Below are 23,368 nucleotides of genomic sequence, written 5' to 3' on the forward strand. Positions count from 1 at the left end.
TCGGGAGTATTATTATCAAAGTTTCTAATTTCTAAATCGCTTAAGCATAATTGCGCGGGGGACCCATTGTGTTCTAGGGTGAATCCATTATGGTAGGGCTACTCAGTAGGCACGAATTCGACAGCTAACTCCTCAGCGTTTTATGAGAAGGAAGGTGGAACTTGTGAGACGAAACTAATATAACGTCTGCAGGTCTATTTATTGATGGCTTGCAGGCGTTTTTTGTTGATCAAGCTATTAATTTATTAATTTCTTAATAATAAAAGCGGGTGAGCAGAGTGGTTTCATCAATAAAACGTATACTCATTGGTCGTACTTTAAAGTCAATATAAACACAGAGTGATTTCCGCTATTAATGGAATCACTCTTTTTTTGCTTAAACTACACATCCCTTTAGATTTAATAGTTATATGAAATAATGATGGCATTTTTATGCATAAAAATACAAGTAAGTATTTACCTCAAAAAATTATGGTGATATAATTTATTTACTTTTTTAAAGAGGGTGATTCCCATTAGAATGTTAATTTTAGAAGATGAGCCTGTTGCGAGAAAAGTACTAAGGAAAAGGCTTGAATTACAAGGATATACAGTAGATGATTTTGACGATCCAGAGGATGCAATTATAGCTTGTGATAAAGTGAAATACGATTTATTAATTTTTGATATTACCATTCATGGTGCAATTATTGATGGTTTGGAAGCTGCTTCTATTATAAGGAAAAAACATAATATTCCCTTTGTCCTCGTTACCGGAGCAGATTCGTCAGATGCAAGATTGCGAGGATTACAGGAAGGTGCGCTTTTGTATTTTACAAAGCCTTTCAGCTACAAAGAACTTGTCCTTAACATAAAAAATATTATGGAAAGTACAGCAGTAAAAAATAATTCGTATTATATACATAGAGGATTAAAAATTGAGCCTCTTCGTGGTACGATTACGAAAGAAGATGGCAGTGTTGAAACGCTATCGAAAATTCCAATGCAGGTGTATACGTATTTATTAGAACATAAAAATCAAGTTGTCAGTAAACAAGAATTATGGGAAAAAATATGGACTGAGCATGGGGATATGAGTGATGACATTATTAATACAACGATAAATCGGATTAGACGAAAGATAGGTAAGAATAGCATTAATACGATTAAAAATGTTGGATATGAAATCAATGACTAAAAATTGGCTTACTGTTAAACGGTTTACCATTTTATCCAATATTCTCATGTTCTTGATATTTACAGGCATAGTCTTACTGCAAAATATTAATCGGGTAAACGATTATGCAAAACATCGAATCAATGAAGTATTGCCGAACTTCTATTTGGTTGAAACTCATTTAGCTGAATACGGTTTACAGGAAGACTTTCTAAATGATAAATTCGGTAAGCTACCTGGTGCTTATGAGTATATGATGATTTTGGATAATGACTCAAGTTATCAAAATATTGCTTATAACCAAACATCAAAGAATATCAATATTTATGAAGGAAAAGATAAAAAATATTTACCAATAATTAAGTGGTTATTAGGTCAGAGTCGAGAAGACATCTATGTAAAAGATGGTTTAAGTGATAAAAAAATTAAGGTTGAGTTTTATGAAGTTAATGGATCTGTAATAGCTGAAATTGAGCATGCCATTCATACGGAAGCATTCAATGGTCAGTTATATACGAAAATAAATCTCTCGGTTCTGCTTATTGAAGATTTTAAAGAAATACTCATCACGAATGGTTATTTATATTTGATTATATTCATTTTTTTCTTTTTGTTTCAGGCCTTATTATTTGAAACTATTTTTAAACCTTTATCGAAGATGACCAATCATTATAAGCTGAAAAACAAGTTTAATATTACACCCCATTTTATGAATGACTATATGTTAAGGGAAATGGAAGAGTTAAACAATGTTACCAATAGTAGTGTTGAAAAAATGCTCGCTGTAACCGACGAGACGCATGCTTTCCTAGAAGAGATTGTCCATGAGGTTCGGAATCCTGCTCATAATATTAAGAATACCATTGAATATTTGGAGGACCTGATTGATAACGAAACTCATCCTGAGATTAAAGAAGGATTGTTTCATATTAAAAACCAATCTAGTAATATAGATTCGTTATTAACAGGTATTAAATTATCGCATGAACTTTATTATTTAGGAGGAAATCCTCCCGATAGCTGGATAGAACCAAAAGGTTGTATTGAACCATTAATGGCTGCCTATATGAGGAATTACCCCTCCTACACATTTATTTTTAATGATAATGTAAGTAAAACCACCAAAATCTGGATTGATGAGTATTCATTTGAATTAGTCATGCAGAATTTATTGAGCAATGCAGTGAAATATTCTACAAAGGAATCAACCATTTTTGTGGGAATTAGAGAGAATAAGCTTGATAATACTATTAATATTGACGTAACCAACACTGGCTCATCTATCCATTATTCTAATATCAATAAGATCTTTGATAAGTATGTACGTCTAAGTATGGCTAAGCAGATAACGTCTGGATCGGGTATTGGGTTATGGATTGTTAAAAGGGTTTCTGAAATTTATGATGTGAATATTGATGTAAATAGTACAAATCAATCAGCAACCTTTTCGCTGAAGTTCAAGCATATTAAACAGGAAAATATTGAAGAATAGCGCAGGGAAGAGTGGGGCAACAATTTAATGCATGCCTCACTCTTTTTTACATTACTGAATATTTCTTGGAGAATACGTTTTATTACTTGAAGTTTTAGCTGCTTTAGAGCATTTATCATAGCGGTTAAAATAGAATGAGAATGCTATTATGCTGAATGAAAATCGAATTAATAGAAAAAAGCGGAATATCCAAAATCGGACATTCCGCTTTTTTTCCTTAATGGTGATTTTAATTTGATTTTGTTTCCTCTAGCTTTGTTAATTTATTGCGCATCTCTAAAGAATCCTTTTTTCCATGCATAAAATAATAGACTACGATTAATGCCAATACGAGAATCGACATGATTAGATAGAGATTTCGATAGCCTGTGAAAGGAATAATCATTCCAAGTACATATGGGCCAATTCCGAAGCCTACATCCAAAAAGATAAAAAAGGTTGCTGTTGCTAAACCGATTCGGTGAGGAGGAGTCACTTTTACGGCAATAGCCTGAGTTGTAGATTGGATATTCCCAAAACCGAGTCCAATAATTGCGCCGGCTAAAAGCAAAATAAATCCGTTATTAGCATAGCTTAATAGAAGAAGTCCAAGGGCAAATACAAGTAAGCAGGGATACATAATAATATTAGATCCTTTTAAGTCTAACAAGCGGCCAGTAAAAGGTCTTGACACTAAAACCGCTGCTGCATAAACGACAAAAAAGAAACTTGCTGCTTCAACTAATTGAATCTCTTCTGAATAGAAAGTAATAAATGATAAGACGCTTGAATAGCATAGGGCTCCCAGCATCATAACGATAGCAATGGGGATAGCCTTTGGTTCAATAAAACTGGAAAGCTTAACTCTATTGTTTTCTGATTCAACAGAAGTGTGAGATTGTTCATTTTGTATTTTTAATAGAAAGGCAGTTAAAAAGCTAACAGCTCCCAATGCTATACAAAAGCTGAAAATGACTTCAAATGTTGTATGCTGTTTTAAATAAATACCTAAAAAAGGACCAATCGCAGTAGCAAGAGTGGCACTAAGGCTAAAATATCCAACGCCTTCACCACGTCGTTCTGCTGGTATGATTTGCGCTACAATGGTACCGGTAGCCGTACTTGCAATTCCTAATCCGATTCCATGTAATAAGCGGTTAACCATCAAAAAAGACAAGCTATTAATCCCAAAATATAAAATAGTTGTTAATGTAAAAACGATAAGTCCGAATAATAATATTCTTTTTCTGCCGTATTTATCGATAATTCTACCTGTCAGAAGTCGGCCAATAAGTGCTCCAATAATAAAAATTCCGGTAACCAGTCCTGCTTCACTCGTTGAAGCACTAAATTGTTCAACAGCATAGACCGAAATTGACACCATTAATAAATAAAAAACAAGTGTTAATAAAAAATTAATGGTGGATACAATGATAAAATCTTTTGTCCATAATTTTGCTCGTTCCGTTTGCATAGTTATCTCCTTACTCATTAAAATTTTGCTTAATCCTTTCTAGGATATTTAGGAATTGTTCTTGTTCATCTGTCGTAATACCTATTAACTTTCCAATCTGAAATTCATCAATCTCACTTCTTACAACTTTATATTGTTTCTCTCCTTTAGCAGTCAGTTGAATATTTTTCTTCCTTTTATCTGAGCTTGAAAATGACTGAATATACCCTTGCTGCTCGAGGCTGTTGACTGTGCGGGTTATCGCTGGCTTTTCGATACTTTGATATTTAGATATCTCAACAAGGGTATGTGGCCCATAATTAAAAAGGATATACATAATTGTCCATTGTGGTCTGTTCAAAGCATATCTACCTAGAATTTCATTTAACTGGTCAATATAAGGTTTATGCACCATAGACAACTCGTGAAATAACTGTTGATATCTTTTCATTTTACCTCCTTATAAATTAGTTACTTTAGTTAACTAATCCAATTTTTTTATTATGGCAGAGAAGAGGAGAAGATGTCCAGTCTTTTTATAATGGTAAAAGATAGGCATATTATTTTGCTTTGAATTCAAACTATATTAAAATAAATTTACAAATCATATATCGTACATGGAGGTATACATATGACTAAAGTTTTATTTGTTAAAGTAAACGATCGACCGGCAGACCAAGCTGTTTCTGTTCAAATGTACAATGCATTTTTACATGCATATAAAGAAGCAAATCCAACTGATCAAATTACAGAGCTGGATTTATTCCAAGTAGAACTCCCTTACTATGGAAATGCGGCGATTACCGCTCTTTATAAAAACAATCAAGGAATCGAATTAACAGAAGAAGAAACTAAATATGTTAATTTAGCAAATCAATATATCGATCAATTCTTATCCATGGATAAAATTGTTTTTGCCTTCCCTCTTTGGAATTCAACTGTTCCTGCGCCATTAATTACGTATATTTCGTATTTGGCTCAAGCCGGAAAAATGTTTAAGTATACTGCTGAAGGTCCGATAGGATATGCAGCTGATAAAAAGGTAGCACTATTGTCTGCAAGAGGTTCTGATTACTCAGCTATACCAGGAGCGGAAATGGCAGTTAATTTAGTTAAATCTGCTATTAGCCTTTGGGGAATTACTAACCCAGAAGTTATGGTTATTGAAGGACATAATCAATACCCAGACCGTACGGTTGAAATTGTTGCAGAAGGGCTTGAGAAAACCGCTAAACTTGCTGCCCGCTTCTAATTAAGAAACATCAATACTATATCGTTGGATTTACCATTAATATAGAAAACAATAAAAACAGTGGGATTCGATTAAGAATTCCCACTGTTTTTATATATAAAGGACGATAAATGACGCGTTTGTTAAAAAATAAGCAGAATAGTACCAATTGTAATCGCAATACCACCAATAATCGTATTTTTATTAGGTTTTTCTTTTAAAATAATAAAGCTTAACACCATTGTAATGACTACGCTGAATTTATCGATGGGAGCTACGATAGACACCTTTCCGATTTGAATGGCAGCAAAGTAGCACAACCAAGATAAGCCAGTTGCGAAACCCGATAGGATTAAAAAGACATAGGACCTATTAGAGATCGTTTTAAGATCTTTTTGCGTTCTTTGGAAAAATACAATGCTCCAGGCAAAAATTAAGATCACTACAGTACGAATGAAGGTGGCGACATTTGAATCGACATCCTCGATACCGATTTTCGCCAATATACTGGTTAGTGCTGCAAAAACGGCTGATAAGACAGCCAGGAAAATATACGACTGAAGATAGCCTTCTTTCTTCTTTTTTTCTCTCTTACCGATAAGAATAAAAGTACCAATCGTAATAACGACCCCTCCTGCAATCACTAACGGAGTCAACGGTTCCTGAAGGATGATAAAGGATAAAATAATTGTAATTATGACGCTTGATTTATCAATAGGAACTACTTTTGATACATCACCAATTTGTATGGCCTTAAAAAAACATAGCCACGATAGGCCAGTGGTTATACCTGATAAGATAATGAAAATCCATGCCTTAGGATGGATAGTATACAGCTCATCCCATTGCCCGGTTATTCGAACAACGGCATAAGCCATAATTAGGACTACAAACGTTCGAATCGCAGTGGCCAAATTTGAATTCACATTATTAATCCCGATTTTTGCTAATATTGACGTTAATGCTGCAAATAAAGCAGCCAGTAAAGCTAACAGTATGCTCATGAAAATCCTCGCTTATTTATGTACTTAGAATCGGTTTGTTCCTCTGGTTTTTTCTAACTTTAACTATAACTCAATTCCATTTAAAAAGGTATTTGGTTTCATATAAGTTTAAATACTTGATTCTTGAGTTGTATTTACATGAAGAAAAAATACACTCCTTATGTCACATAGATTATCTACCCGGCATAAAAAGTGTATTTTAGTTTTAGGATTCAAAGGATATATAGTAGGGATATGGGAATCTCATTTCAAGCTGTTAATTCAAACGTTCCAACGGTTTAACTGCTGGGCCTTCGATGACTTCCCCGTTAGGTGCAAAGCGGGATCCATGACATGGGCAATCCCAGGAACGTTCTCCATTATTCCATTTCACTTCACACCCCATATGGGTACAGGTAGTATCTACTACACAAACGTTACCTGTATGGTCGCGATAGGCACCGGCTCTTTTACCATTAAAGGTAACGATACTGCCTTCATCGGGTTTAAGTTCATCTGGACTGATATCTTTATCAGCAAGTTTTCCTTTAATTAATTCTTTTGCTACATTTATATTTTCTTTTATGAATTTACCGGCAGATTGTATATGTGTTTCTGAACGAGTGGGGGTAAACAGATCAAAATATGGATTTTCTTTTCCACGTACTAAATCACTTAAAATTAGAGCAGCGACAGCTCCGTTCGACATTCCCCATTTCCCAAAACCAGTTGCAACAAAAATATGATCCTTCATAGAAGAATATGGACCAATATAAGGGACATAATCCAATGTTTCTAAATCCTGTGCTGACCATCTGTATGGAAGGTCATTAACTGTGTAATACTTTTCGGCAAAATCCTTTAGTGCTTCATAATGCTTAAATGGATTTTCGCTTTGACCGGTTTTATGACTTTCTCCTCCAAATAATACCAGGGTTTTATCCCCGTCTTTTGTATGGCGGATTGAGCGGGTAGGCTGCTCGGCGCTAATGTACATTCCATCTGGTAGGTCTTCCTTGATTTCAGCGGCAACAATGTAAGAGCGTTTCGGGCTCAGGCGAGAGAAGTACAGTCCCTGCATATCATAGAATGGATAGTGGGAAGCAATCACAACTTTATTGCAATAAATGGTATGTCCATTCTTCACTTTAACTTGAACAGGTCCTTTATCGTCATCTTCAATAGCTTCTACTGGCGATTGTTCAAATACTTGTCCGCCTTTTTTTATAATCAGGTTTAAAATATGGCCTAAGTATTTAACTGGATGAAATTGTGCTTGATTAGGCATAATAATGGCATTTTTGATTGGATAAGGCAAAGGCAGGTGTTCGACAAGTTTACCTGGAATGCCCAGTTTTTGATAAGCTTCGAACTCTGACTTGATTTTCTTTTCAAATTTTTCAGTCTCTGCGTAAAGGATGGCTTCCTGTTCTTCATAATCACAATCGATCTCTTCTTCTTTGTAGAGAGAATGGATAAATTCAAGGCCATCCATATTTGCCTGATAGTATAGTTTCGCTTTTTCTTCACCTACCGAATTAATTAATTTGTCATAAATTAATCCATGCTGGGCGGTTATTTTTGCTGTTGTATGGCCTGTTGTCCCATTCATCACTTCGCTTGCCTCAACTAATGCAACCTTTACTCCTTTGCTGACCAATTGATAAGCCGTTAAAATACCGACTATTCCAGCTCCAACTATAACAACATCTGTTTCTAAATCATTTTGTAGCTTATTAAATTTCAGTTCTTCTTGATTCTGCATGAACTTCGTCCAATATGAACTCGATTGATTAGGTAATTGATTCATTTTAACCCCTCCGGTTTTTCCAATATAGTATATAGTTACCCATGTTTTGTTAAAAAAATCAGCTAATTATGATAAACGGATTGTTTATAATGAAGACCGATTGGATATTAAGTAAAAAAATGGGGGCTGGAGGGGAATTCGATTGAGGAGTCAAACTAAAAAGAAATTATTAGTAATAGGAAGCTTTCTGTTGGGATTCGGCTTTATGGGTGCTATGGATGGGATTATTTTTCATCAGCTTTTACAATGGCATAGTGTCGTGATGGAAACGAGTCGCTCAGGTCAAATCATGAGTGATGGGATTTTTCATTTTGCGGTGACGATTGCTTTGGTGGCAGGGGGCTTTATTTTATGGCTTGCTGGTAACCCATCAGACCAAAAGCAGGGTGTCAAACAGATTATTAGTTGGTTTTTAATTGGCTCAGGTTTATTCAATATGTTGGAAGGGATTGTTAATCATCATATCCTGCAGATTCATAGGGTAAAACCAGGTGATCCCAATGCTTTATTCTATGATATAGCGTTTCTGATAGTTGGAGCTATTTTATTTTTGATTGGTTTGTATTTGAAAAATAGTGCGTCCAGGCATAAGGGTGGCGAAGAGATTCATGTATAGAATACTTAGCTTTATTGTTATCGCTGGGTTTGTATCCATCATGCTATATTTTCATCAACAAAGCAGCCATTTCAGCAATGATGCTCATGCTGGGCATACGGGACAACATGATGGATTAGAAATAAGCAATATAAGTGAAGTGAAAATTCCGGAAATTAATGGATGGATCAAGCAGGATCAAACAGGGTGTTGGATGCTGAAAATCAACACAAAAAACTTTTCGTTTAAACCAGAAAAGCTGGGTTCGAATGAGCAACGAATTAATGAAGGTCATGCCCATCTATATATGAATGGAGATAAAAAGAATAGAATTTATGGTCAATATTATGATTTAGGCACACTCAAACCAGGGGTGTACAAGGTGAAGGTTACGTTAAATACGAATAATCATAAAGCACTAATGTATAACGGTAAGGAGATTGCCTATCACTATAAACTTAAGGTGAAATAGATTACAAACAGTCATCTGACAATTCAGAAGATATACCTATATGGTAATTTGGAATTAAATGGTATGATTATTCATATAAATGATTATCGATGGAGGATGAAATGTTTGGAAAAATTTATATTGCTATTCTAGTATGTTTTTCTCTCGTTTCTTGTATGATGGCCATCGTAAAACCTTCCATATTTGACTTGCATTTAAAAAATTTTCGCCGAAGCCTTTATACGTTATTTGTGCTTTGCCTCGGAATCGGCATTATTGCAGGCGGAATAAATATAACCAACTGGACATATATATTGAGTTTAACTGCAATCGTTGTTTTTATCGATTTATCCGTTCTTTTAACACCAAGCATTTTAAAGATATGGCAGGCAGAGTTTATAACAGGTTCTGAATTTCTTGAAGCTACCATAAAGGAAAATGAAAAAATTCAACGAGCGACGGTGACAAAGGTAGAGCATATGTCCTTATTAGTACAGGATGCTATCTATTATTTTGAGCAAAAGCCTGTTCCTGAAAACGGAGAAGAATATGAGAGAGAGTTAAAGAAATATCTTGTCCTGTATTGTGAGGAATTTGGTTTGTCAGTTGATATCAATCAGTACGAAGCTGACGATTCGATTGACTTAGATATATCCGTCAGGGAGAGAATTAAACAAAAGCTTATCAGGATTGATCATATACATAATTTCGATTTTAATCAGCAGCTTTTACAAAGCTTTACCGATTCGATTTTCAATTTAGAGGTTATCACCCTTGAAGACCACGATGCTTTGTTAATTCCTATCCATTTACAAATGTATAACTTTATTATAGTTTTAAAGAAAGATAAGGGCATTCCCATTGAAGTGGATGGTGTTCATATTGCTAATTTAGTTCACATTTATGATTCGTTTATGTAAAACTTTGGTATAATAAGGGTATAAAAGTTAAGGAAGAGAGGAGTAAGATGGCTATGAGGCGTAGGAGAAATAACATTCAGTCTGACGATTCCGCTGAGGCAATGGCAAAAAACTCCCAGTCAGGTCCCAAAATCACCCATCTCTCTGATAAATCAGTCAGTAAGCAGACAAAGAAAGTAAAAGAAATGAATAAAAAAGCATTGGCTTATATATACTCTGTAAAATAACAAAGTGATGGGACTTTGTTATTTTTTTTGTATTGCTTTTTTGTGTTATAGCATAAGCTATAACAAAATGCACATGTTAGGAGCATAAAATATGACATCTAAGAATGTAACTAAACAATTAGGAAAAAACAGAAGGTACACAGTTTTGGGCAATAAGGCATTAAGGATCAGTAAAATGAATCATGAGGCCATTAGAGTTTTAAAAAAACTTCGAGGTAAATTTGGATAATTGAAGAGACTAAAGGCTAAATAAAACATTCGTTAAAGATAAAAAAGACAGCTTCCGGATAGGGAGAGCTGCCTTAAATTGTAATAAGAATATGTTATTATTTATCCCATGGAAGTAAGTAGAAGAGAATACAGAAGAAATGCATAACACTTCCGGCGATAACGAAAAGATGCCAAATGGCATGATGGAATTTGAAGCCTCTCCATACATAAAAGATAGCACCTACCGTGTATAGAATACCTCCAGTAACTAATAAAATCATTCCATTTGGCTCAAGGAAGTTGACCAATGGTTTCCATGCGAAGACAATCATCCAACCCATTACTATGTAAAGAAGTGTTGATACGATCATATATTTTTTAACAAAAAATGATTTAAAAACTGTTCCCCCAAAAGCTATTCCCCAGACAATACCGAATAAAGTCCAACGTGTCCAACCGTCCAATACAATAAAACAAAATGGCGTGTACGTACCTGCGATAAAAAAATAGATAGCTGAATGGTCGAATATTTCAAATACATTCTTAGCTTTGCCCTGGGGTAAGCTGTGCAAAAGAGTGGAGCACAGATACATAAGAAGCATTGTTATTCCAAATATAGTAAAACTAACGATGTGCCAAGCGGTCCCATATATAGAGGAATGGAAAACCAGCAAAATCAGCGCTACTATACTTAATATAACACCCAGGCCATGGGTAACTGCATTTGCGATTTCTTCACCTTTGCTATAAACATGAATGTCCTTCATTAAATTTCCTTCTTTCTAGTACAATATGAATTATTATCATTAGTATAATGCAATATCATTAATATGTAAATATTAATACTCTATATTATTGCTTCGACAATTCATTATATAGTTTTAATAACTACTTATCACCCTTTTTATAGTATGCATGTTAAATGAGATATTTTTGAATTCATCTTAATTAAGAAAAGGAAACTGGTTATCAGTTTTTTTGTGGTTTACGCAGGTCTGTTATATGAAAGATTTAACTATACCAAGACTCGCATTAGTTCTTCTGAGGCGTGTTGTTTAACTATTCAATAAGAATCATTATTTTAACCATTATAAATAATGAATGGCTTCTACGAATTTAATGAATATAGTAGTATACTAGTATGGTATTTATTTAAGTTACAGTAAAAGGAATGATTGACGTTGAGATTAATTGCAACAGACATGGATGGGACTTTGTTGAATGGTAAAGGTCGTATCAGTAAGGAGAATATAATCGCAATTGAAAAAGCACAGGCGGAAGGGATTCAGGTAGTTATTGTTACAGGAAGACCATACAGTTATGCCTTGATGCCATTGGAACTGGCTGGATTGTGTTGTCCTGTAATTGCATTAAACGGAGCTGAAATAAGAGACGAGCAGGGAGAAGTATTAAATAAACTCCCACTAAAAAAAGAATGGTGCCGCTCAATTCAAAAAGTACTGGAAAATAAAAACGTATATATTGAGTTTTTTACTAACGTTGGAGTTTTTTCTAAAAGTATGGAACAGTATATTGACATTAGAATGCAATTAAAAATGGAGAGATTCCCATACGCTGATGAAGCTCTAATGCTAGAGGATGTTAGAAGAAGAGCGGAGGAACGATTTAAATTCGAACACTGCCATTTTGTAGATAACTTTGAAGGTATATACCTGGATGAAGAATTGATTATCTATAAGATTTTAGTATTATCAGCTGATATGGATGAATTGGCACGTATAAATAGCGAATTAGCCGGTGAAACCGAGTATATCATTACCTCTTCTGAGCGCGGAAACATAGAATTTAATCATCCAAAAGCTCAGAAAGGAACATCATTAAAGATGTTGGCTGATCAATTTAATATCGAGATGAAAGAAGTTATGGCACTTGGTGACCATTTAAATGATGTTTCCATGCTTCAGCTGGCTGGACGTGGAGTAGCTATGGGAAATGCTTCCGATGAGGTGAAAGAACTCTGCCAATATCATACTAAAACGAATGTAGAACATGGTGTTGCCTGTGCGATTGAAGAAGTCCTTGCAATACGTCAAGTTTAAGGTAGTTAGTATGATTACAGCTTAAGTCAATTCTAAATGAGATTGCTAATAATATATTTCATCAAGTCTAATTCTAACAAAACTCAAACTTTATATATGATATATGATTTTCTGCTGATTCTAACGTGATATGTTTATAAATTTTCAGTTGTTAACATCCGTATATACATTCATTTTGTTTATATAAATATGTAAAACAATAGCGAAATAGAATGATTGGTGTATAATGGTAACGGAGCTGACTCCGTAAAATTTTGCAGGGTTATAATTGATCTAATTATAGCCTCAGGAGGAAAAACATGACGATAAGCACAGAAAATATTATGGAATTGATTACGGTTGACCAATGGGATGATGCATATTCAATAATGAAGCAATTACGTACTGATTTGGATAAGCATTCGTATTTAGAATTAATGAATCAAATGCATAAAGAAGGGTACAGGCTTTTTGCATTGTTTTTAGGTGAAGAAGTGGTAGCTGTAATTGGTGTTAGTTCTCGTGTGAATTTCTATAATAAACGTCATATCATTGTTCATGATTTGGTAACAACTGAAAGTAAACGTTCGAGAGGATATGGGGAAAAGCTGCTTGTTTTTATTCATGAATGGGCTAAGGAAAATGGTGCGAATTATGTAGCATTAGAATCTGCTCTTTCACGCACGGATGCTCACCGCTTCTATGAAGAAAAGTTAGGCTACGATAAATGGTGTTACTCATTTCGTAAAAAGCTGTAATACATGATTTCAGATTCTGCGGAACGCCCTTCTTTCGGCATACAAGGTGCAAGCTTTGCATATTTTATTTTTTTTGCCGTGACCATTTTGATATTTGCGTAAATCTTTATCTTTCTTTTTGCAAATAGAACATTTATTGAAAAAAGTGAACATACAAACTTTCTCCTTTAGGAATAAAATAATAGTAGCATAGAACTACTATGAGTATGATAATGAATAACAAAAAAGCCGAAGAAATGTTGTTAATCAGCATTTCTTCGGCTTTTTTGATATTTGCTGATGACTTAAAAAGCTTCATGCCACAGCATAGTTATGGTTAAGGCACTGCTGGAGTCATTTGGATTACCTGGGAATAATTTAATTAATATGGCTCCTGGTGTAAAGACTACCTCTGGGCGATGCTTTAAAGGTAAACTGTTAAGCATTCCTAAGATTTCATTTTTTTGCCCATGCTGAGCATACGTCATTATTTGTCTTGAAAACTGTGGATTGTTTTGAATGTGGTTAGTTATGGTGTAGGCATCATTTATAAGCTCCTTGGCAACCCCTGCTGAATTAATAAATATTACTGGTTGAACTGGAGGAAGCTGGCGATCATAATTTTGGTAATTATTATGGTAACCGGGGTGCATATTATTCATGTCATATGGATTATTCATGTTCCTATCTCCTTTTATCAAAGTAATTATAAATGAATGGATATTAAAGATGGTCTATAGTATTCATACCTATGAAGAGGACTGGCGATAGGTGAATCTTTGGATATGTAAGGAGAAGATGCCTGGTTAAAGTGTTAATGATACTTTTACTTATAATTACTCCTTGTTTTATTGGGATTTTAGTTGGGTCCTTAACCTAGACAACCTATATAGCTGGTTGTCTTTTTATTTACTCTTCTTTAAAAGAAGAACTAAGAAAAAAATTCCACTAATAATCTGCTTTAAATAAGGCATGATATATCAGAAAAATGATATAGACGATCTAGCAGATTAACTCATTGTAAGTGTATTAGAAACTTTTTGATGTGAAGCTAACAGGAGGTATTTCATTGAATGCTGGAAAAGTGGATTTAGAAGAGAAAAAGGAGTTCAGGGCTGTACCAATGATGGCAGTTTTGGCAGTGGCAGCATTCATTGGTTTATTCAGTGAAACAGCCTTAAATTTGGCTTTAATCAATATTATGCATGACTTTAATATAGAAGCTTCAACAGCACAATGGCTGACCACAGGATATTTATTGACATTGGGAATTTTGGTACCTGTTTCGGCTATCTTAATTCAAACGTTTACGACCAGGCAATTGTTTTTTTTCTCTCTGGCGATGGGAATTGTTGGCACATTGATTGGTGGCCTTGCGCATTCATTTCCTATATTGGTGTCGGCGCGAGTCATCCAGGCCATTGGAACCGCTATTCTTTTACCCTTAATGACTAATTGCACACTTATTATTTTTCCTCCGCATAAACGTGGGGTAGTGATGGGATTAATGGGGCTTGTTATCATGTCTGCTCCTGCATTTGGCCCTACCTTCTCTGGAATCATTGTAGACCAATTAAGTTGGCATTGGATTTTTTGGACATGTTTGCCGATATTATTGCTTTCCATGGGTGCCGGGATATTTTTTATGAAAAATGTTACAAAACTAACAAAACCAAAGATCGATATAAGGTCAGTAATACTTTCCTCAATTGGATTTGGCGGGATTGTTTACGGATTTAGTGCTGCCGGAGAGGGCGGAGGTGGATGGGGAGAAGCACATGTGTTACTCCCTATTGGAATCGGTCTATTTTTCTTGATATTGTTCTCCTTCCGTCAAATTTATACTGATAATCCTATGATTAATTTGCGCGTATTCACTTACCCTATGTTTTCCCTGGGTGTCTCATTGGTTTTTTTAGCTATGTTAATGATTTTATCGAATGCCATTCTATTACCGATGTATTTAAAAGGAGGGCTACTATTATCGGCATTTACAGCTGGTTTAACGCTTTTGCCTGGTGGGATAATGAATGGGATTATGTCTCCAATTAACGGAAAATTAATGGATAAATATGGGGCGAGATGGTTGGTGGTTATTGGGTTTGTATTAACTAGTATAGCGAGTATTTTATTTTTACAAATCACAGCTGATACTTCTTTATCGACAATTATCATAATGCATGTTTGCTTATCAATTGGCATTGCTTTTATCATGATGCCTTCACAGACAAATGGCTTAAATCAATTACCCAGAAAATATTATCCTGATGGGACCGCTGTCATGAGCACGCTTCAGCAAATTGCCGGAGCTATCGGAACTGCATTGGCGATTACCTTTATGACAATGGGGCAAAATTCATATTTAAATGAAGCAGGGAGTTATCCTAATTCAGAGGTTCTAACGGAGGCTCTCATTTATGGTGTGAAAAAAGGGTATATCCTTATAATGGTTGCTTCAATTACCGGGTTATTATTATCTTTATTTCTGAAAAGAGTGAAAGTATAGAGAAAGAAAACTCCTTATGTGAAATAGGGAGTTTTCTTTTTGGGTATATAGGCCGATTATTTTGAAATAAATGTATATATTAAAGTAAAAAAATAATCAAAAAGTGTAAAAAGGGTTTATAAGTTTGTAAATAGAGGAATTTAGGTATAGGTGTTGTTCTGTTTGTATAATATGAAAGCTAATACAAAACATATAACTAACTATCTTTTATACAGATAGTAAATCGGAAAAGATAGTGAATTACCATAGAATACCACAAAAAATCTTGAATATTTTCAGAGAAGCAGAAGAACAAAAGGGGTTGCTAAGACTTGAAGCTTAAAAATTTGTTGAGTGATGTCGCAAAAGTGTCAGATAAGGATAAAGAAATATATATTACCGGGATTGCTAATAATTCATTAGAGGTAAAAGAGGGATTCATATTTGTAGCCATTACAGGATTTCAGGTGGATGGTCATACGTATATTGAAAAGGCAATTGAAGCTGGAGCGAGAGTTATAATCGGCGAAAAAGAAATCACTGATCTATCGGTCCCGTATATTAGGGTTGAAAATAGCCGCGCTATCCTGGCTGATTTAGCTAAACGTTTTTATCCTGTGCAAGCAGATAGAACAATTATTGGAGTAACAGGTACAAATGGAAAAACTACTACTTCGTTTATGTTGAAGCATATCCTTGAAGCTTATGGTAGATCCTGTTCTTTATTTGGTTCGGTTTATAATTATATAAATGGTGAAAAATCTACACCCTCTGTAAATACAACCATGGATGCATTGCAATTACAAAAAGAATTATCAAGAAGTCAAGATGATATTGTCATAATGGAAGTATCTTCACACGCACTGTCACAATATCGAGTGAAAGGGATTAGCTATGATTATGCTCTTTTTACAAACTTAGACCATGACCATTTAGATTATCATAAGGATATGGATGATTATTTTTCAGTAAAAGCACAGCTTTTTACTCAATTAAAGCCAGATGGTGCTGCTGTGATTAATACGAATAACAAATGGGGCAGTAAACTTGAAAAAAGGTTATGCGGTACTAATGACCAAATTTTTTGTGTAGGGAATAAAGAATCTGATTTGTATATTCAGCAAAATAAAACGGGTGATATACAGTTTGTATATAAAAATAAAGAAATCTATCCTATTAGGCTTTCTATTAAGGGAAAACATAATATTCAAAATGCGGCGCTTGCATTTCTAACAGCGAGAAATATGTGTGTACCAGGTGAAGTAATAATTAATGCACTACAATCATTCCCTGGCGTGCCGGGGAGATTTGAAGTAGTGAATCACCCGACAGGTGCACAGTTAGTTGTAGATTATGCTCATACTTGCGATGCTTTTGCACAATGTCTTAAAACCGGAAGAGAGATGGGGGCAAAGCGCATCATTCATATCTTTGGATTTAGGGGAAATCGAGATGTGACAAAGAGACGTGGTATGGTTGAAATCTCGAAAAAGCACAGTGACCTATGTATTTTAACGCTGGATGATTTAGGGACCGAATCTTTTGAGGGGATGATAGAAGCACTACATGATTTAAAGCCATCTGCCAAAGGGAAGGTCATACCGGATCGTACGTCGGCAATCGAATATGCTTGGAAAATTGCAAAAGATGGTGACTGGATTTTTATTACCGGAAAAGGCAATGAAGTTTATAAAAATACGTATCTTTTACCGACTAATTCCGACATAGATACATTAACTTATCTTTCAAAAGAGGAAAAAACAGTTAAGGTAATTTGAGCCTGATTGCAAAATTTGTTGAATAAATAATAATATAGTCGAATTTCCAAGAAAACGTTTGACTATAGTAAGTAGTTAAATTATATTAAGTATGTAGTAATGATTACTACATACTATTTTTAATATAAAATTGGTCATACCATTTTGTTTAAAAGGGGAAGAGGGAATGAAACAAGAACCACCAAGAATTGCTTGGATTACAGACACGACATGCACATTAAACGAGAATTTTATTAAAAAAAATCGAATAAATATTATTCCTTTACAAATTGTTATCGATGGAGTTTCATACAAAGAAACAATTGATATTACAGAAAAAGAATTTTACGAAAGAATGGCAAGTGAAAATACCACTTTCCAATCATCACAACCATCAATTGGTGAATTTGTTGAATTATATGAAAAACTGAAAGAAGAGTATGATTATGGAATAGCGTTCCATTGCTCGGGTAAACTATCAGGTACTTTTTCAACATCTGTAATGGCTGCTGAGCAAGTAGGTTTTAAATTGTTTGCAATTGATTCACGTACTGGATCTTACCCTCTTTCTTATTTGATGAAAAAAGGTATAGAGTTATTTGAACAGGGTTTTGATGCTGAAGAAATTGTCAGACAAATCGAAGAAATCAAAACGAATGCAAGGCTTTTCCTCATACCGTCTAATCTTAATCAGCTCCATAAAAGCGGGCGAGTCTCAGGAAGCCAACGGCTCATTGCTAACTTGTTTAATATTAAGCCTATTCTTTCTATAGAAACAGAAGGGGCTAAAATTAGAGAAAAAGTTAGAACTGAAAAGAGAGCTATCCATTATATATTGGATTTATTAAGAGAAGATATGAAAGTTTGTAAGGTTAGTAAAATAGTAGTTATCCATGCTGATGACGAAGAAAATGCGCGTAAATTGGAAAAACAAATAAATGAAGAATTTAACTCCATTCCTACTGAGCGAATGCTATTGGTTCCTGTTGCTGGAGTCCATACAGGAGTAGGAACAATCGGAGTCTCATGGGTATGTGAATAAATAGTAAAACTAAAGAAACTAAAGCTCCTCGACTGGGAGCTTTAGTTTTTTATAGTTACATACTGGTTGTATCATTTAAATTTATTTCGTTTGGATTATCCAATGCTTCCTTAGGAAGTACAATCTTATCAATTTTATTATAGTCATAGTAGCTAGATTCAATACTTTGTTCTAATACAAGGGAATTTCCGTTTTCCGAGATACCTATATTCATATCTACATTCATCACCGATGGTAAAAAAGTATTTTTGTCTATAAAGATTTCATATTCGACTTCTTGTAGTGTCATAGATTTCAGAGCTGTTTCTAATTCAGGTATATTAGCAGGTAATGATCCTTTTACGTATTCATTTAATTTTTCATCATTGCCTGCTAAAGTTAAAACATATTGATCAGCTTCCTGCTCAAAGGTAAAGTCGTCTGCAAATGACTCTAAATCTTTCAGAGAATCTAATTGATTCGTTCCCGGCTGTAAATTAAGCCCTTTCGCCACCTCAGTATAATCTGCATTATATCTTCCCCACTGATCTCCCTCGATATCGTGCATGAAAAATCCTTCATCTGTTAAATATTGATCGATTTTACCTTCCTGTTCTCCGGTTGCTGGATTTTTATAATAAATTTCAATCTGTTGGTATAAGGACAAAGGTTCCTGAATCATTTTAGAGTCTGTCCTTGTTTCTGTTGTCAAAATGATTCCATCAGCTTCAGTTGATATTTCTTGATCTATATCTAATTTAAGACCAAGACTTTTAACTTCAGAAGAAGCCTCAACCATTTTTTTATAGACTTCCTTGGCTGTTAGTTCAGATTCACCATTTTTTGTTTCCTCTGCCTTTGCTACCTCATTGCCATTTTTAGATACCGGTGAAGCTTCCTCATTACAAGCAGTTAAAAATAAAATGAAAAAAATACTTCCCAAATAAGATACTGACTTCTTCAACATATGTTCCTCCTTGATATTGAATTCACTGAAAACGAAGTACATTCTAAAGCATATTAAGCAAAGTCATATATGTATAAATTAATTGCAAGTTTGCAAGTGCTTAACTAAGTAGACAATTGGACTGATATCAGGAAATGAATTTTTTATACTGATTGAGATGATACCTAATGAAGAGAGCATCTGGAGATTATTCATAGTGGTAATGATCAAATCAACAATAACACAATACCCTAAATTTTGTAAAAAATGCATCTTTATAAATATAATTAATATTTTGTTTGAATATGATTATAGCAACTGTATTACTAGTTATATAAGTAAACAAAACAGAAGAGAAGGGGGGCAAAAGCTGGTGTGAATTCTGAATGGAGGATACCGCTACATTAATCTAAACTTTAAATTTATAAATGATAATCTAAAAGTAGCAAAGAATGGCTGGATCAATGAAAGGGGTTCTGGCCTATTTTATATAGCCGGTTTTGTCAGAATGCAGATAAATTTTTTACTAGCAATAGTGGCAAAAAATGGATTGTCTTAATATCCAATCTTAAATAGTGTTTAAAAAAATAGGCTGTCGACAAAGTCGGCAGCCTAAAAACCATCTAATCTAAAGGTTATCATATATCAGGATTTATAGCTTTAAAATCAGAACCCTTCTTTAAATCATGGAATTTAACCTATGATTTAAAAAGTATTATTTTCATAGGTCTTTTTATTTATTTTATCGATTACCCTATGCAGGTCATCAGGTTTGTGGAATTCGATGGGGGAGAATCCCTTCTCAAATAAAATTTGCTCTGCTTCAATCACCAATACATAACGATTGTTAATTTTGGCTAAATGAATGGTTTCACCGAAATCGGCCAGCAATCCTTTAATATTCGTATTATCCAGCTTCATCTTTAGTTCAATATCCGGTTCTTGTTCAACAATTTGAGCGGCTGCTTCTACAACTTGTTCAGTTGTTAATCGTTCCTGAAGCTCACGCTTGGGACTGTCAGCCCAGATTTCAATAGCTTCTTCAAACTGACGGCGTTCCTCACTTTCGGGCTCATATACTTCACCAATATGCTCCTGTACCATGTCAATGACATGATTCTTCACTAATTCTTGTTTAGATTCACCATACTCTACAAATTTTAAAAAATCTTCGAAATATCGGGCATGTGAGGATTGATGAATTTTTAATTCGCTTTCCTCAATCATGCCTTCTTCAGGCATATGAGGGTATAGAATGGATTTCATATTTTTAGTAGTGATGGCCATCTCGACATTGCGAATTAATGTTTTTTCATCAGATATAGAAGCGACCTTTGGTTCAAAATCACATTTCATTAAAAATAAAAATCGATGTTCGAAAAATTTCCGCGGTACGGCTGAAGCCATAACAAACACACCGCCCCGAACTGCACTTGTATCAAGATAAGCATGAACGAATTCCTCACTGAATGCTTTAAAATCTTCTTTATTATCAGCAAAGCGAGTACGGTTAAATGCATTGTAGTTTGGATTTGAATCCAATGTATGACCTGGTTCAATTATAAAATGGCCCAGCTTTGTTGGTACTTGTTCTGAATTGGGATGACGATCGACTTTACGCTTTACGATTTTCTTGAATTCGCCATCAAGGAAATCTTTAAGAGCACTTTCCTCATATTCATCTGTATCAAGTGTTTGATAATGCTTAGCTGTAGGCTGTTCCTTATCTTCTGTTTCCACAACAAAGAAAGATAAAAATTTAATCTCAAATTCCATGTTATACACCTTTTTTCCTTAGAGTCAGCCTTTTCAGTATCCCAAAACAGAGGTATTTCGTCAATGAAGACATGGTCGAAGATCGAAATAAAGAAAGCTGAGAGTTCTTTTTAAATTTAACCAACCATCTAGCCATGAACTTTCCTTAGTGATGCAATAATAAAAGCGAATGAACAGGGTGCTTCATTCGCTTAGAAGGTAGATATTCAGGAGGCTTCTATACTGTTTTTATGATTCCTGTTAAGTACCAATAAACGTCTTTTTAATTCATTGGCATATAGGATATCATGATGTTTCATAGCTATATTAAGTAAATCTAATAAATCATCAAGTGTTAGATGAGGGGTTGATTGTTCGTCAACAGAAGGCATTTGATCTTTAAGAGGGTTATCTTCATTCTGATTGGTATAAAAATCAGTGAAAATATCTACCAATAAGGCATCTGTGATTTTTTCCCCATTTGTTTCTGGTAGTCGATTCTGAGACTCAAGTTCTTCTACAACACAATCGAATCCTTTATCGGATAAGGAAAACTCTCCGTTTCTGCCGAATAATTGTTTGAAAATAGTAAGTAGGACTGGAGTTGTTAATGATATCAATAGCTTTTCATATACAGTTTTTGTCTGCCTGATTTCTGATACTATGATTTCCTTAGTCGTTGATTTCATTTAAATCCCCCTCAAAAAATAATAATCGCACAATATTTTGTTGGGACCATAATAACATATACCTTTATATGATTTACACTGTAGTGAACTGAATAATTGCAATTGTCACAATATAGTAGTATTTTCCCTATATTAGAAGGAATACCCTGTAATTAGATGGCATCTTTGTTGGAAATACTTCTATATGTAATCGCTTGGCAAAATAATCTATTTATAATGGTTGCTGATCAATTTTGATATTTTATTGTAATTAACATTTGTACGCATTAAAAAGGATGCCTTTTAAAAAAGCATCCCCACATATTTATAATTTTTATCGTAATAAAGAACAAATTTGAGAAAGGCGATCTTTAATATGTTCTGCATAAAGCTCATCATGATCTTCGTTTGCGAAATTAAGTAAATCTAGTAGGTCATCTACTGTTAAATCATTTGTTTCTTCTTTGGAGTCCCCTTCATCATCCTCCAAAACGGTCTCAGCCGTGACGTGCCTGCCAATCTTGTCATAAAATAAATGAATCAGTGTTGAACTGGCATATGGCACAGAAGTGTTTGGAAGCTCTTCCGTGTGGTCTTTCAATTCAGTAAGAATTTTATAATAAGCATTTTCACTTAACCGGTGTGTCCCAGAAGGTCCGAATAAATTATAAAACATTTTTATAATAATCGGAGCTGATAAAGAATGTAATAATTTTTGAGAAACTTGGTCTGATTGATTTAGTTCAGCAATAATTGTATGATATGTGTTTTTTTTCATCTTAAGACCTAACTTTCCTTTTTTAATAATCTATGATAGAACAAAAAATAAAAAAAACAAAATATTTTGATTCCATATGAATCATATATTTATAATTTCATCTAACATAAATCATTCTTATAGCAAGGTTTTAACGTTTGTTTTTTAGAGGTCCTCTTGAAATACGGAAATGTTATTACAAAATAAAGGAAAATAGGTGTTAACATTTGGCAAGGGATTACGGTATAGTGAAAGTAGAAGACTTTCAGAAAGGTTGAATAAGATGGCTCATATTATAATATTTAACAAAAATATTCTTACCACTATTATTTCTTTTATAAAGATAATTTGCTCTGCACTATTTGTTGGATTCATTGCTGTTGCTGGTATAGCATTAGTGATTTACACTTTTATGATATTAGAGGAATTCATTTCCTCAATTATATAGGTTGTGCTCGGTTTAACATATGCTTAGATTTTAAAATGATTGTTTACATAATATTTTTATTTAGTATTAGTAAAAGTTTTGACTAATGAATCTAAAAACAACTAAAAGTATAGAATTATGTATATATCTCTACATTATATAATAAGAATTAACTACATAGTTAAGGTGACAGCTTGTCTCTTCATTGGTCATTCAAATTAAGTATGTTCTACATATTTTAAAATTAGAGGTTATGGCTACTCCAATCA

The 23,368-nt window shown here is 34.1% G+C and carries 22 protein-coding genes and 1 riboswitch; of the genes, 12 read left to right on the plus strand and 10 right to left on the minus strand.

Annotated elements, in window-relative coordinates; all coding sequences use genetic code 11:
* Positions 1–27 precede the first annotated feature (27 nt).
* Positions 28–154: riboswitch (cyclic di-AMP (ydaO/yuaA leader) on the plus strand.
* Positions 155–520: 366 nt separating this feature from the next.
* A complete protein-coding gene (locus FHY47_RS02485; RefSeq protein ID WP_066100072.1) occupies positions 521–1,177 on the plus strand; it encodes a response regulator transcription factor in 657 nt (218 codons plus the stop codon).
* Positions 1,170–2,648, plus strand: a complete 1,479-nt coding sequence (locus FHY47_RS02490; RefSeq protein ID WP_180349908.1) for a sensor histidine kinase — start codon at positions 1,170–1,172, stop codon at positions 2,646–2,648. Before FHY47_RS02485 ends, FHY47_RS02490 begins: the two co-directional genes overlap by 8 nt.
* Before the next feature lie 229 nt (positions 2,649–2,877).
* Here FHY47_RS02490 and FHY47_RS02495 read toward each other — a convergent pair whose 3' ends face one another.
* Positions 2,878–4,101: an MFS transporter gene (locus FHY47_RS02495; protein ID WP_066100066.1), complete on the minus strand. Its 1,224-nt coding sequence runs from the start codon at positions 4,099–4,101 to the stop codon at positions 2,878–2,880.
* A gap of 10 nt (positions 4,102–4,111) precedes the next feature.
* Positions 4,112–4,531: a MarR family winged helix-turn-helix transcriptional regulator gene (locus FHY47_RS02500; protein WP_139891183.1), complete on the minus strand. Its 420-nt coding sequence runs from the start codon at positions 4,529–4,531 to the stop codon at positions 4,112–4,114.
* Between the two features lie 180 nt (positions 4,532–4,711).
* On the opposite strand from FHY47_RS02500, the gene FHY47_RS02505 reads away from it, so the two are divergent.
* Positions 4,712–5,332, plus strand: a complete 621-nt coding sequence (locus FHY47_RS02505; protein WP_066100058.1) for an FMN-dependent NADH-azoreductase — start codon at positions 4,712–4,714, stop codon at positions 5,330–5,332.
* A 122-nt stretch (positions 5,333–5,454) separates the two neighbouring features.
* Here the strand turns inward: FHY47_RS02505 and FHY47_RS02510 are convergent, their stop codons facing one another.
* Together FHY47_RS02510 and FHY47_RS02515 are read right to left on the minus strand one after the other, a co-directional pair.
* Positions 5,455–6,315, minus strand: a complete 861-nt coding sequence (locus FHY47_RS02510; protein WP_148629597.1) for an EamA family transporter — start codon at positions 6,313–6,315, stop codon at positions 5,455–5,457.
* 256 nt (positions 6,316–6,571) lie between these two features.
* On the minus strand, positions 6,572–8,104 hold the full coding sequence (locus tag FHY47_RS02515) for an FAD-dependent oxidoreductase (protein ID WP_139891181.1): 1,533 nt from the start codon (positions 8,102–8,104) through the stop codon (positions 6,572–6,574).
* Between the two features lie 142 nt (positions 8,105–8,246).
* Here FHY47_RS02515 and FHY47_RS02520 point away from each other — a divergent pair, with 142 nt between their 5' ends.
* The 4 genes from FHY47_RS02520 to FHY47_RS02535 all read left to right on the plus strand — a co-directional run bounded on the left by FHY47_RS02520 (position 8,247) and on the right by FHY47_RS02535 (position 10,297).
* Positions 8,247–8,720, plus strand: coding sequence for a DUF2243 domain-containing protein (locus FHY47_RS02520; protein WP_140461313.1), 474 nt, complete (start codon positions 8,247–8,249; stop codon positions 8,718–8,720).
* Positions 8,713–9,171: a hypothetical protein gene (locus tag FHY47_RS02525; RefSeq protein ID WP_066100045.1), complete on the plus strand. Its 459-nt coding sequence runs from the start codon at positions 8,713–8,715 to the stop codon at positions 9,169–9,171. The genes FHY47_RS02520 and FHY47_RS02525 overlap by 8 nt, the downstream gene beginning before the upstream one ends.
* Before the next feature lie 101 nt (positions 9,172–9,272).
* The gene (locus FHY47_RS02530) at positions 9,273–10,070 is read left to right on the plus strand and encodes a type II toxin-antitoxin system SpoIISA family toxin (RefSeq protein WP_066100042.1); all 798 of its coding nucleotides are present in this window, start codon (positions 9,273–9,275) and stop codon (positions 10,068–10,070) included.
* A 47-nt stretch (positions 10,071–10,117) separates the two neighbouring features.
* A complete protein-coding gene (locus FHY47_RS02535) occupies positions 10,118–10,297 on the plus strand; it encodes a hypothetical protein (protein WP_139891179.1) in 180 nt (59 codons plus the stop codon).
* A gap of 326 nt (positions 10,298–10,623) precedes the next feature.
* On the opposite strand, the gene trhA is transcribed toward FHY47_RS02535, so the two are convergent.
* Complete coding sequence (gene trhA, locus FHY47_RS02540; protein WP_066100039.1) at positions 10,624–11,274, minus strand: PAQR family membrane homeostasis protein TrhA; 651 nt, start codon at positions 11,272–11,274, stop codon at positions 10,624–10,626.
* A gap of 414 nt (positions 11,275–11,688) precedes the next feature.
* On the opposite strand from trhA, the gene FHY47_RS02545 reads away from it, so the two are divergent.
* Together FHY47_RS02545 and FHY47_RS02550 are read left to right on the plus strand one after the other, a co-directional pair.
* Positions 11,689–12,567 carry a Cof-type HAD-IIB family hydrolase gene (locus FHY47_RS02545; RefSeq protein WP_066100036.1) on the plus strand — a complete coding sequence of 293 codons (879 nt, stop codon included), beginning with the start codon at positions 11,689–11,691 and terminating at the stop codon, positions 12,565–12,567.
* A 299-nt stretch (positions 12,568–12,866) separates the two neighbouring features.
* Complete coding sequence (locus tag FHY47_RS02550; protein ID WP_077247926.1) at positions 12,867–13,304, plus strand: GNAT family N-acetyltransferase; 438 nt, start codon at positions 12,867–12,869, stop codon at positions 13,302–13,304.
* 284 nt (positions 13,305–13,588) lie between these two features.
* On the opposite strand, the gene FHY47_RS02555 is transcribed toward FHY47_RS02550, so the two are convergent.
* On the minus strand, positions 13,589–13,963 hold the full coding sequence (locus tag FHY47_RS02555; RefSeq protein ID WP_066100033.1) for a YuzC family spore coat inner layer protein: 375 nt from the start codon (positions 13,961–13,963) through the stop codon (positions 13,589–13,591).
* 443 nt (positions 13,964–14,406) lie between these two features.
* Between FHY47_RS02555 and FHY47_RS02560 the strand changes: the two genes are divergently transcribed.
* From FHY47_RS02560 to FHY47_RS02570, 3 genes are all read left to right on the plus strand, one after another.
* The gene (locus FHY47_RS02560; RefSeq protein WP_066102227.1) at positions 14,407–15,789 is read left to right on the plus strand and encodes a DHA2 family efflux MFS transporter permease subunit; all 1,383 of its coding nucleotides are present in this window, start codon (positions 14,407–14,409) and stop codon (positions 15,787–15,789) included.
* Positions 15,790–16,100: 311 nt separating this feature from the next.
* A complete protein-coding gene (locus tag FHY47_RS02565; RefSeq protein WP_066100031.1) occupies positions 16,101–17,546 on the plus strand; it encodes a UDP-N-acetylmuramoyl-L-alanyl-D-glutamate--2,6-diaminopimelate ligase in 1,446 nt (481 codons plus the stop codon).
* Between the two features lie 166 nt (positions 17,547–17,712).
* A complete protein-coding gene (locus tag FHY47_RS02570; RefSeq protein WP_140461315.1) occupies positions 17,713–18,567 on the plus strand; it encodes a DegV family protein in 855 nt (284 codons plus the stop codon).
* Positions 18,568–18,622: 55 nt separating this feature from the next.
* Here FHY47_RS02570 and FHY47_RS02575 read toward each other — a convergent pair whose 3' ends face one another.
* The 4 genes from FHY47_RS02575 to FHY47_RS02590 form a co-directional block, all read right to left on the minus strand.
* Complete coding sequence (locus tag FHY47_RS02575) at positions 18,623–19,510, minus strand: DUF6612 family protein (RefSeq protein ID WP_148629598.1); 888 nt, start codon at positions 19,508–19,510, stop codon at positions 18,623–18,625.
* Positions 19,511–20,197: 687 nt separating this feature from the next.
* A complete protein-coding gene (locus FHY47_RS02580) occupies positions 20,198–21,268 on the minus strand; it encodes a DUF3900 domain-containing protein (RefSeq protein WP_066100020.1) in 1,071 nt (356 codons plus the stop codon).
* A gap of 206 nt (positions 21,269–21,474) precedes the next feature.
* Positions 21,475–21,936 carry a hypothetical protein gene (locus tag FHY47_RS02585; RefSeq protein WP_139891175.1) on the minus strand — a complete coding sequence of 154 codons (462 nt, stop codon included), beginning with the start codon at positions 21,934–21,936 and terminating at the stop codon, positions 21,475–21,477.
* 313 nt (positions 21,937–22,249) lie between these two features.
* Positions 22,250–22,693 carry a hypothetical protein gene (locus tag FHY47_RS02590; RefSeq protein ID WP_066100014.1) on the minus strand — a complete coding sequence of 148 codons (444 nt, stop codon included), beginning with the start codon at positions 22,691–22,693 and terminating at the stop codon, positions 22,250–22,252.
* Positions 22,694–23,368 lie beyond the last annotated feature (675 nt).

The sequence above is a fragment of the Bacillus sp. E214 genome, assembly GCF_008087365.1.
Classification (GTDB): Bacteria; Bacillota; Bacilli; order Bacillales; family Pradoshiaceae; genus Pradoshia.

Coding starts and splice junctions, on each gene's coding strand:
- FHY47_RS02525 (WP_066100045.1), top strand. CDS start 8,713: ATGTATAGAATACTTAGCTTTATTGTTATCGCTGGGTTTGTATCCATC.
- FHY47_RS02590 (WP_066100014.1), bottom strand. CDS start 22,693: ATGAAAAAAAACACATATCATACAATTATTGCTGAACTAAATCAATCA.
- FHY47_RS02580 (WP_066100020.1), bottom strand. CDS start 21,268: ATGGAATTTGAGATTAAATTTTTATCTTTCTTTGTTGTGGAAACAGAA.
- FHY47_RS02510 (WP_148629597.1), bottom strand. CDS start 6,315: ATGAGCATACTGTTAGCTTTACTGGCTGCTTTATTTGCAGCATTAACG.
- FHY47_RS02560 (WP_066102227.1), top strand. CDS start 14,407: ATGATGGCAGTTTTGGCAGTGGCAGCATTCATTGGTTTATTCAGTGAA.
- FHY47_RS02490 (WP_180349908.1), top strand. CDS start 1,170: ATGACTAAAAATTGGCTTACTGTTAAACGGTTTACCATTTTATCCAAT.
- trhA (WP_066100039.1), bottom strand. CDS start 11,274: ATGAAGGACATTCATGTTTATAGCAAAGGTGAAGAAATCGCAAATGCA.
- FHY47_RS02570 (WP_140461315.1), top strand. CDS start 17,713: ATGAAACAAGAACCACCAAGAATTGCTTGGATTACAGACACGACATGC.
- FHY47_RS02535 (WP_139891179.1), top strand. CDS start 10,118: ATGGCTATGAGGCGTAGGAGAAATAACATTCAGTCTGACGATTCCGCT.
- FHY47_RS02585 (WP_139891175.1), bottom strand. CDS start 21,936: ATGAAATCAACGACTAAGGAAATCATAGTATCAGAAATCAGGCAGACA.
- FHY47_RS02495 (WP_066100066.1), bottom strand. CDS start 4,101: ATGCAAACGGAACGAGCAAAATTATGGACAAAAGATTTTATCATTGTA.
- FHY47_RS02505 (WP_066100058.1), top strand. CDS start 4,712: ATGACTAAAGTTTTATTTGTTAAAGTAAACGATCGACCGGCAGACCAA.
- FHY47_RS02555 (WP_066100033.1), bottom strand. CDS start 13,963: ATGAATAATCCATATGACATGAATAATATGCACCCCGGTTACCATAAT.
- FHY47_RS02500 (WP_139891183.1), bottom strand. CDS start 4,531: ATGAAAAGATATCAACAGTTATTTCACGAGTTGTCTATGGTGCATAAA.
- FHY47_RS02530 (WP_066100042.1), top strand. CDS start 9,273: ATGTTTGGAAAAATTTATATTGCTATTCTAGTATGTTTTTCTCTCGTT.
- FHY47_RS02550 (WP_077247926.1), top strand. CDS start 12,867: ATGACGATAAGCACAGAAAATATTATGGAATTGATTACGGTTGACCAA.
- FHY47_RS02485 (WP_066100072.1), top strand. CDS start 521: ATGTTAATTTTAGAAGATGAGCCTGTTGCGAGAAAAGTACTAAGGAAA.
- FHY47_RS02515 (WP_139891181.1), bottom strand. CDS start 8,104: ATGAATCAATTACCTAATCAATCGAGTTCATATTGGACGAAGTTCATG.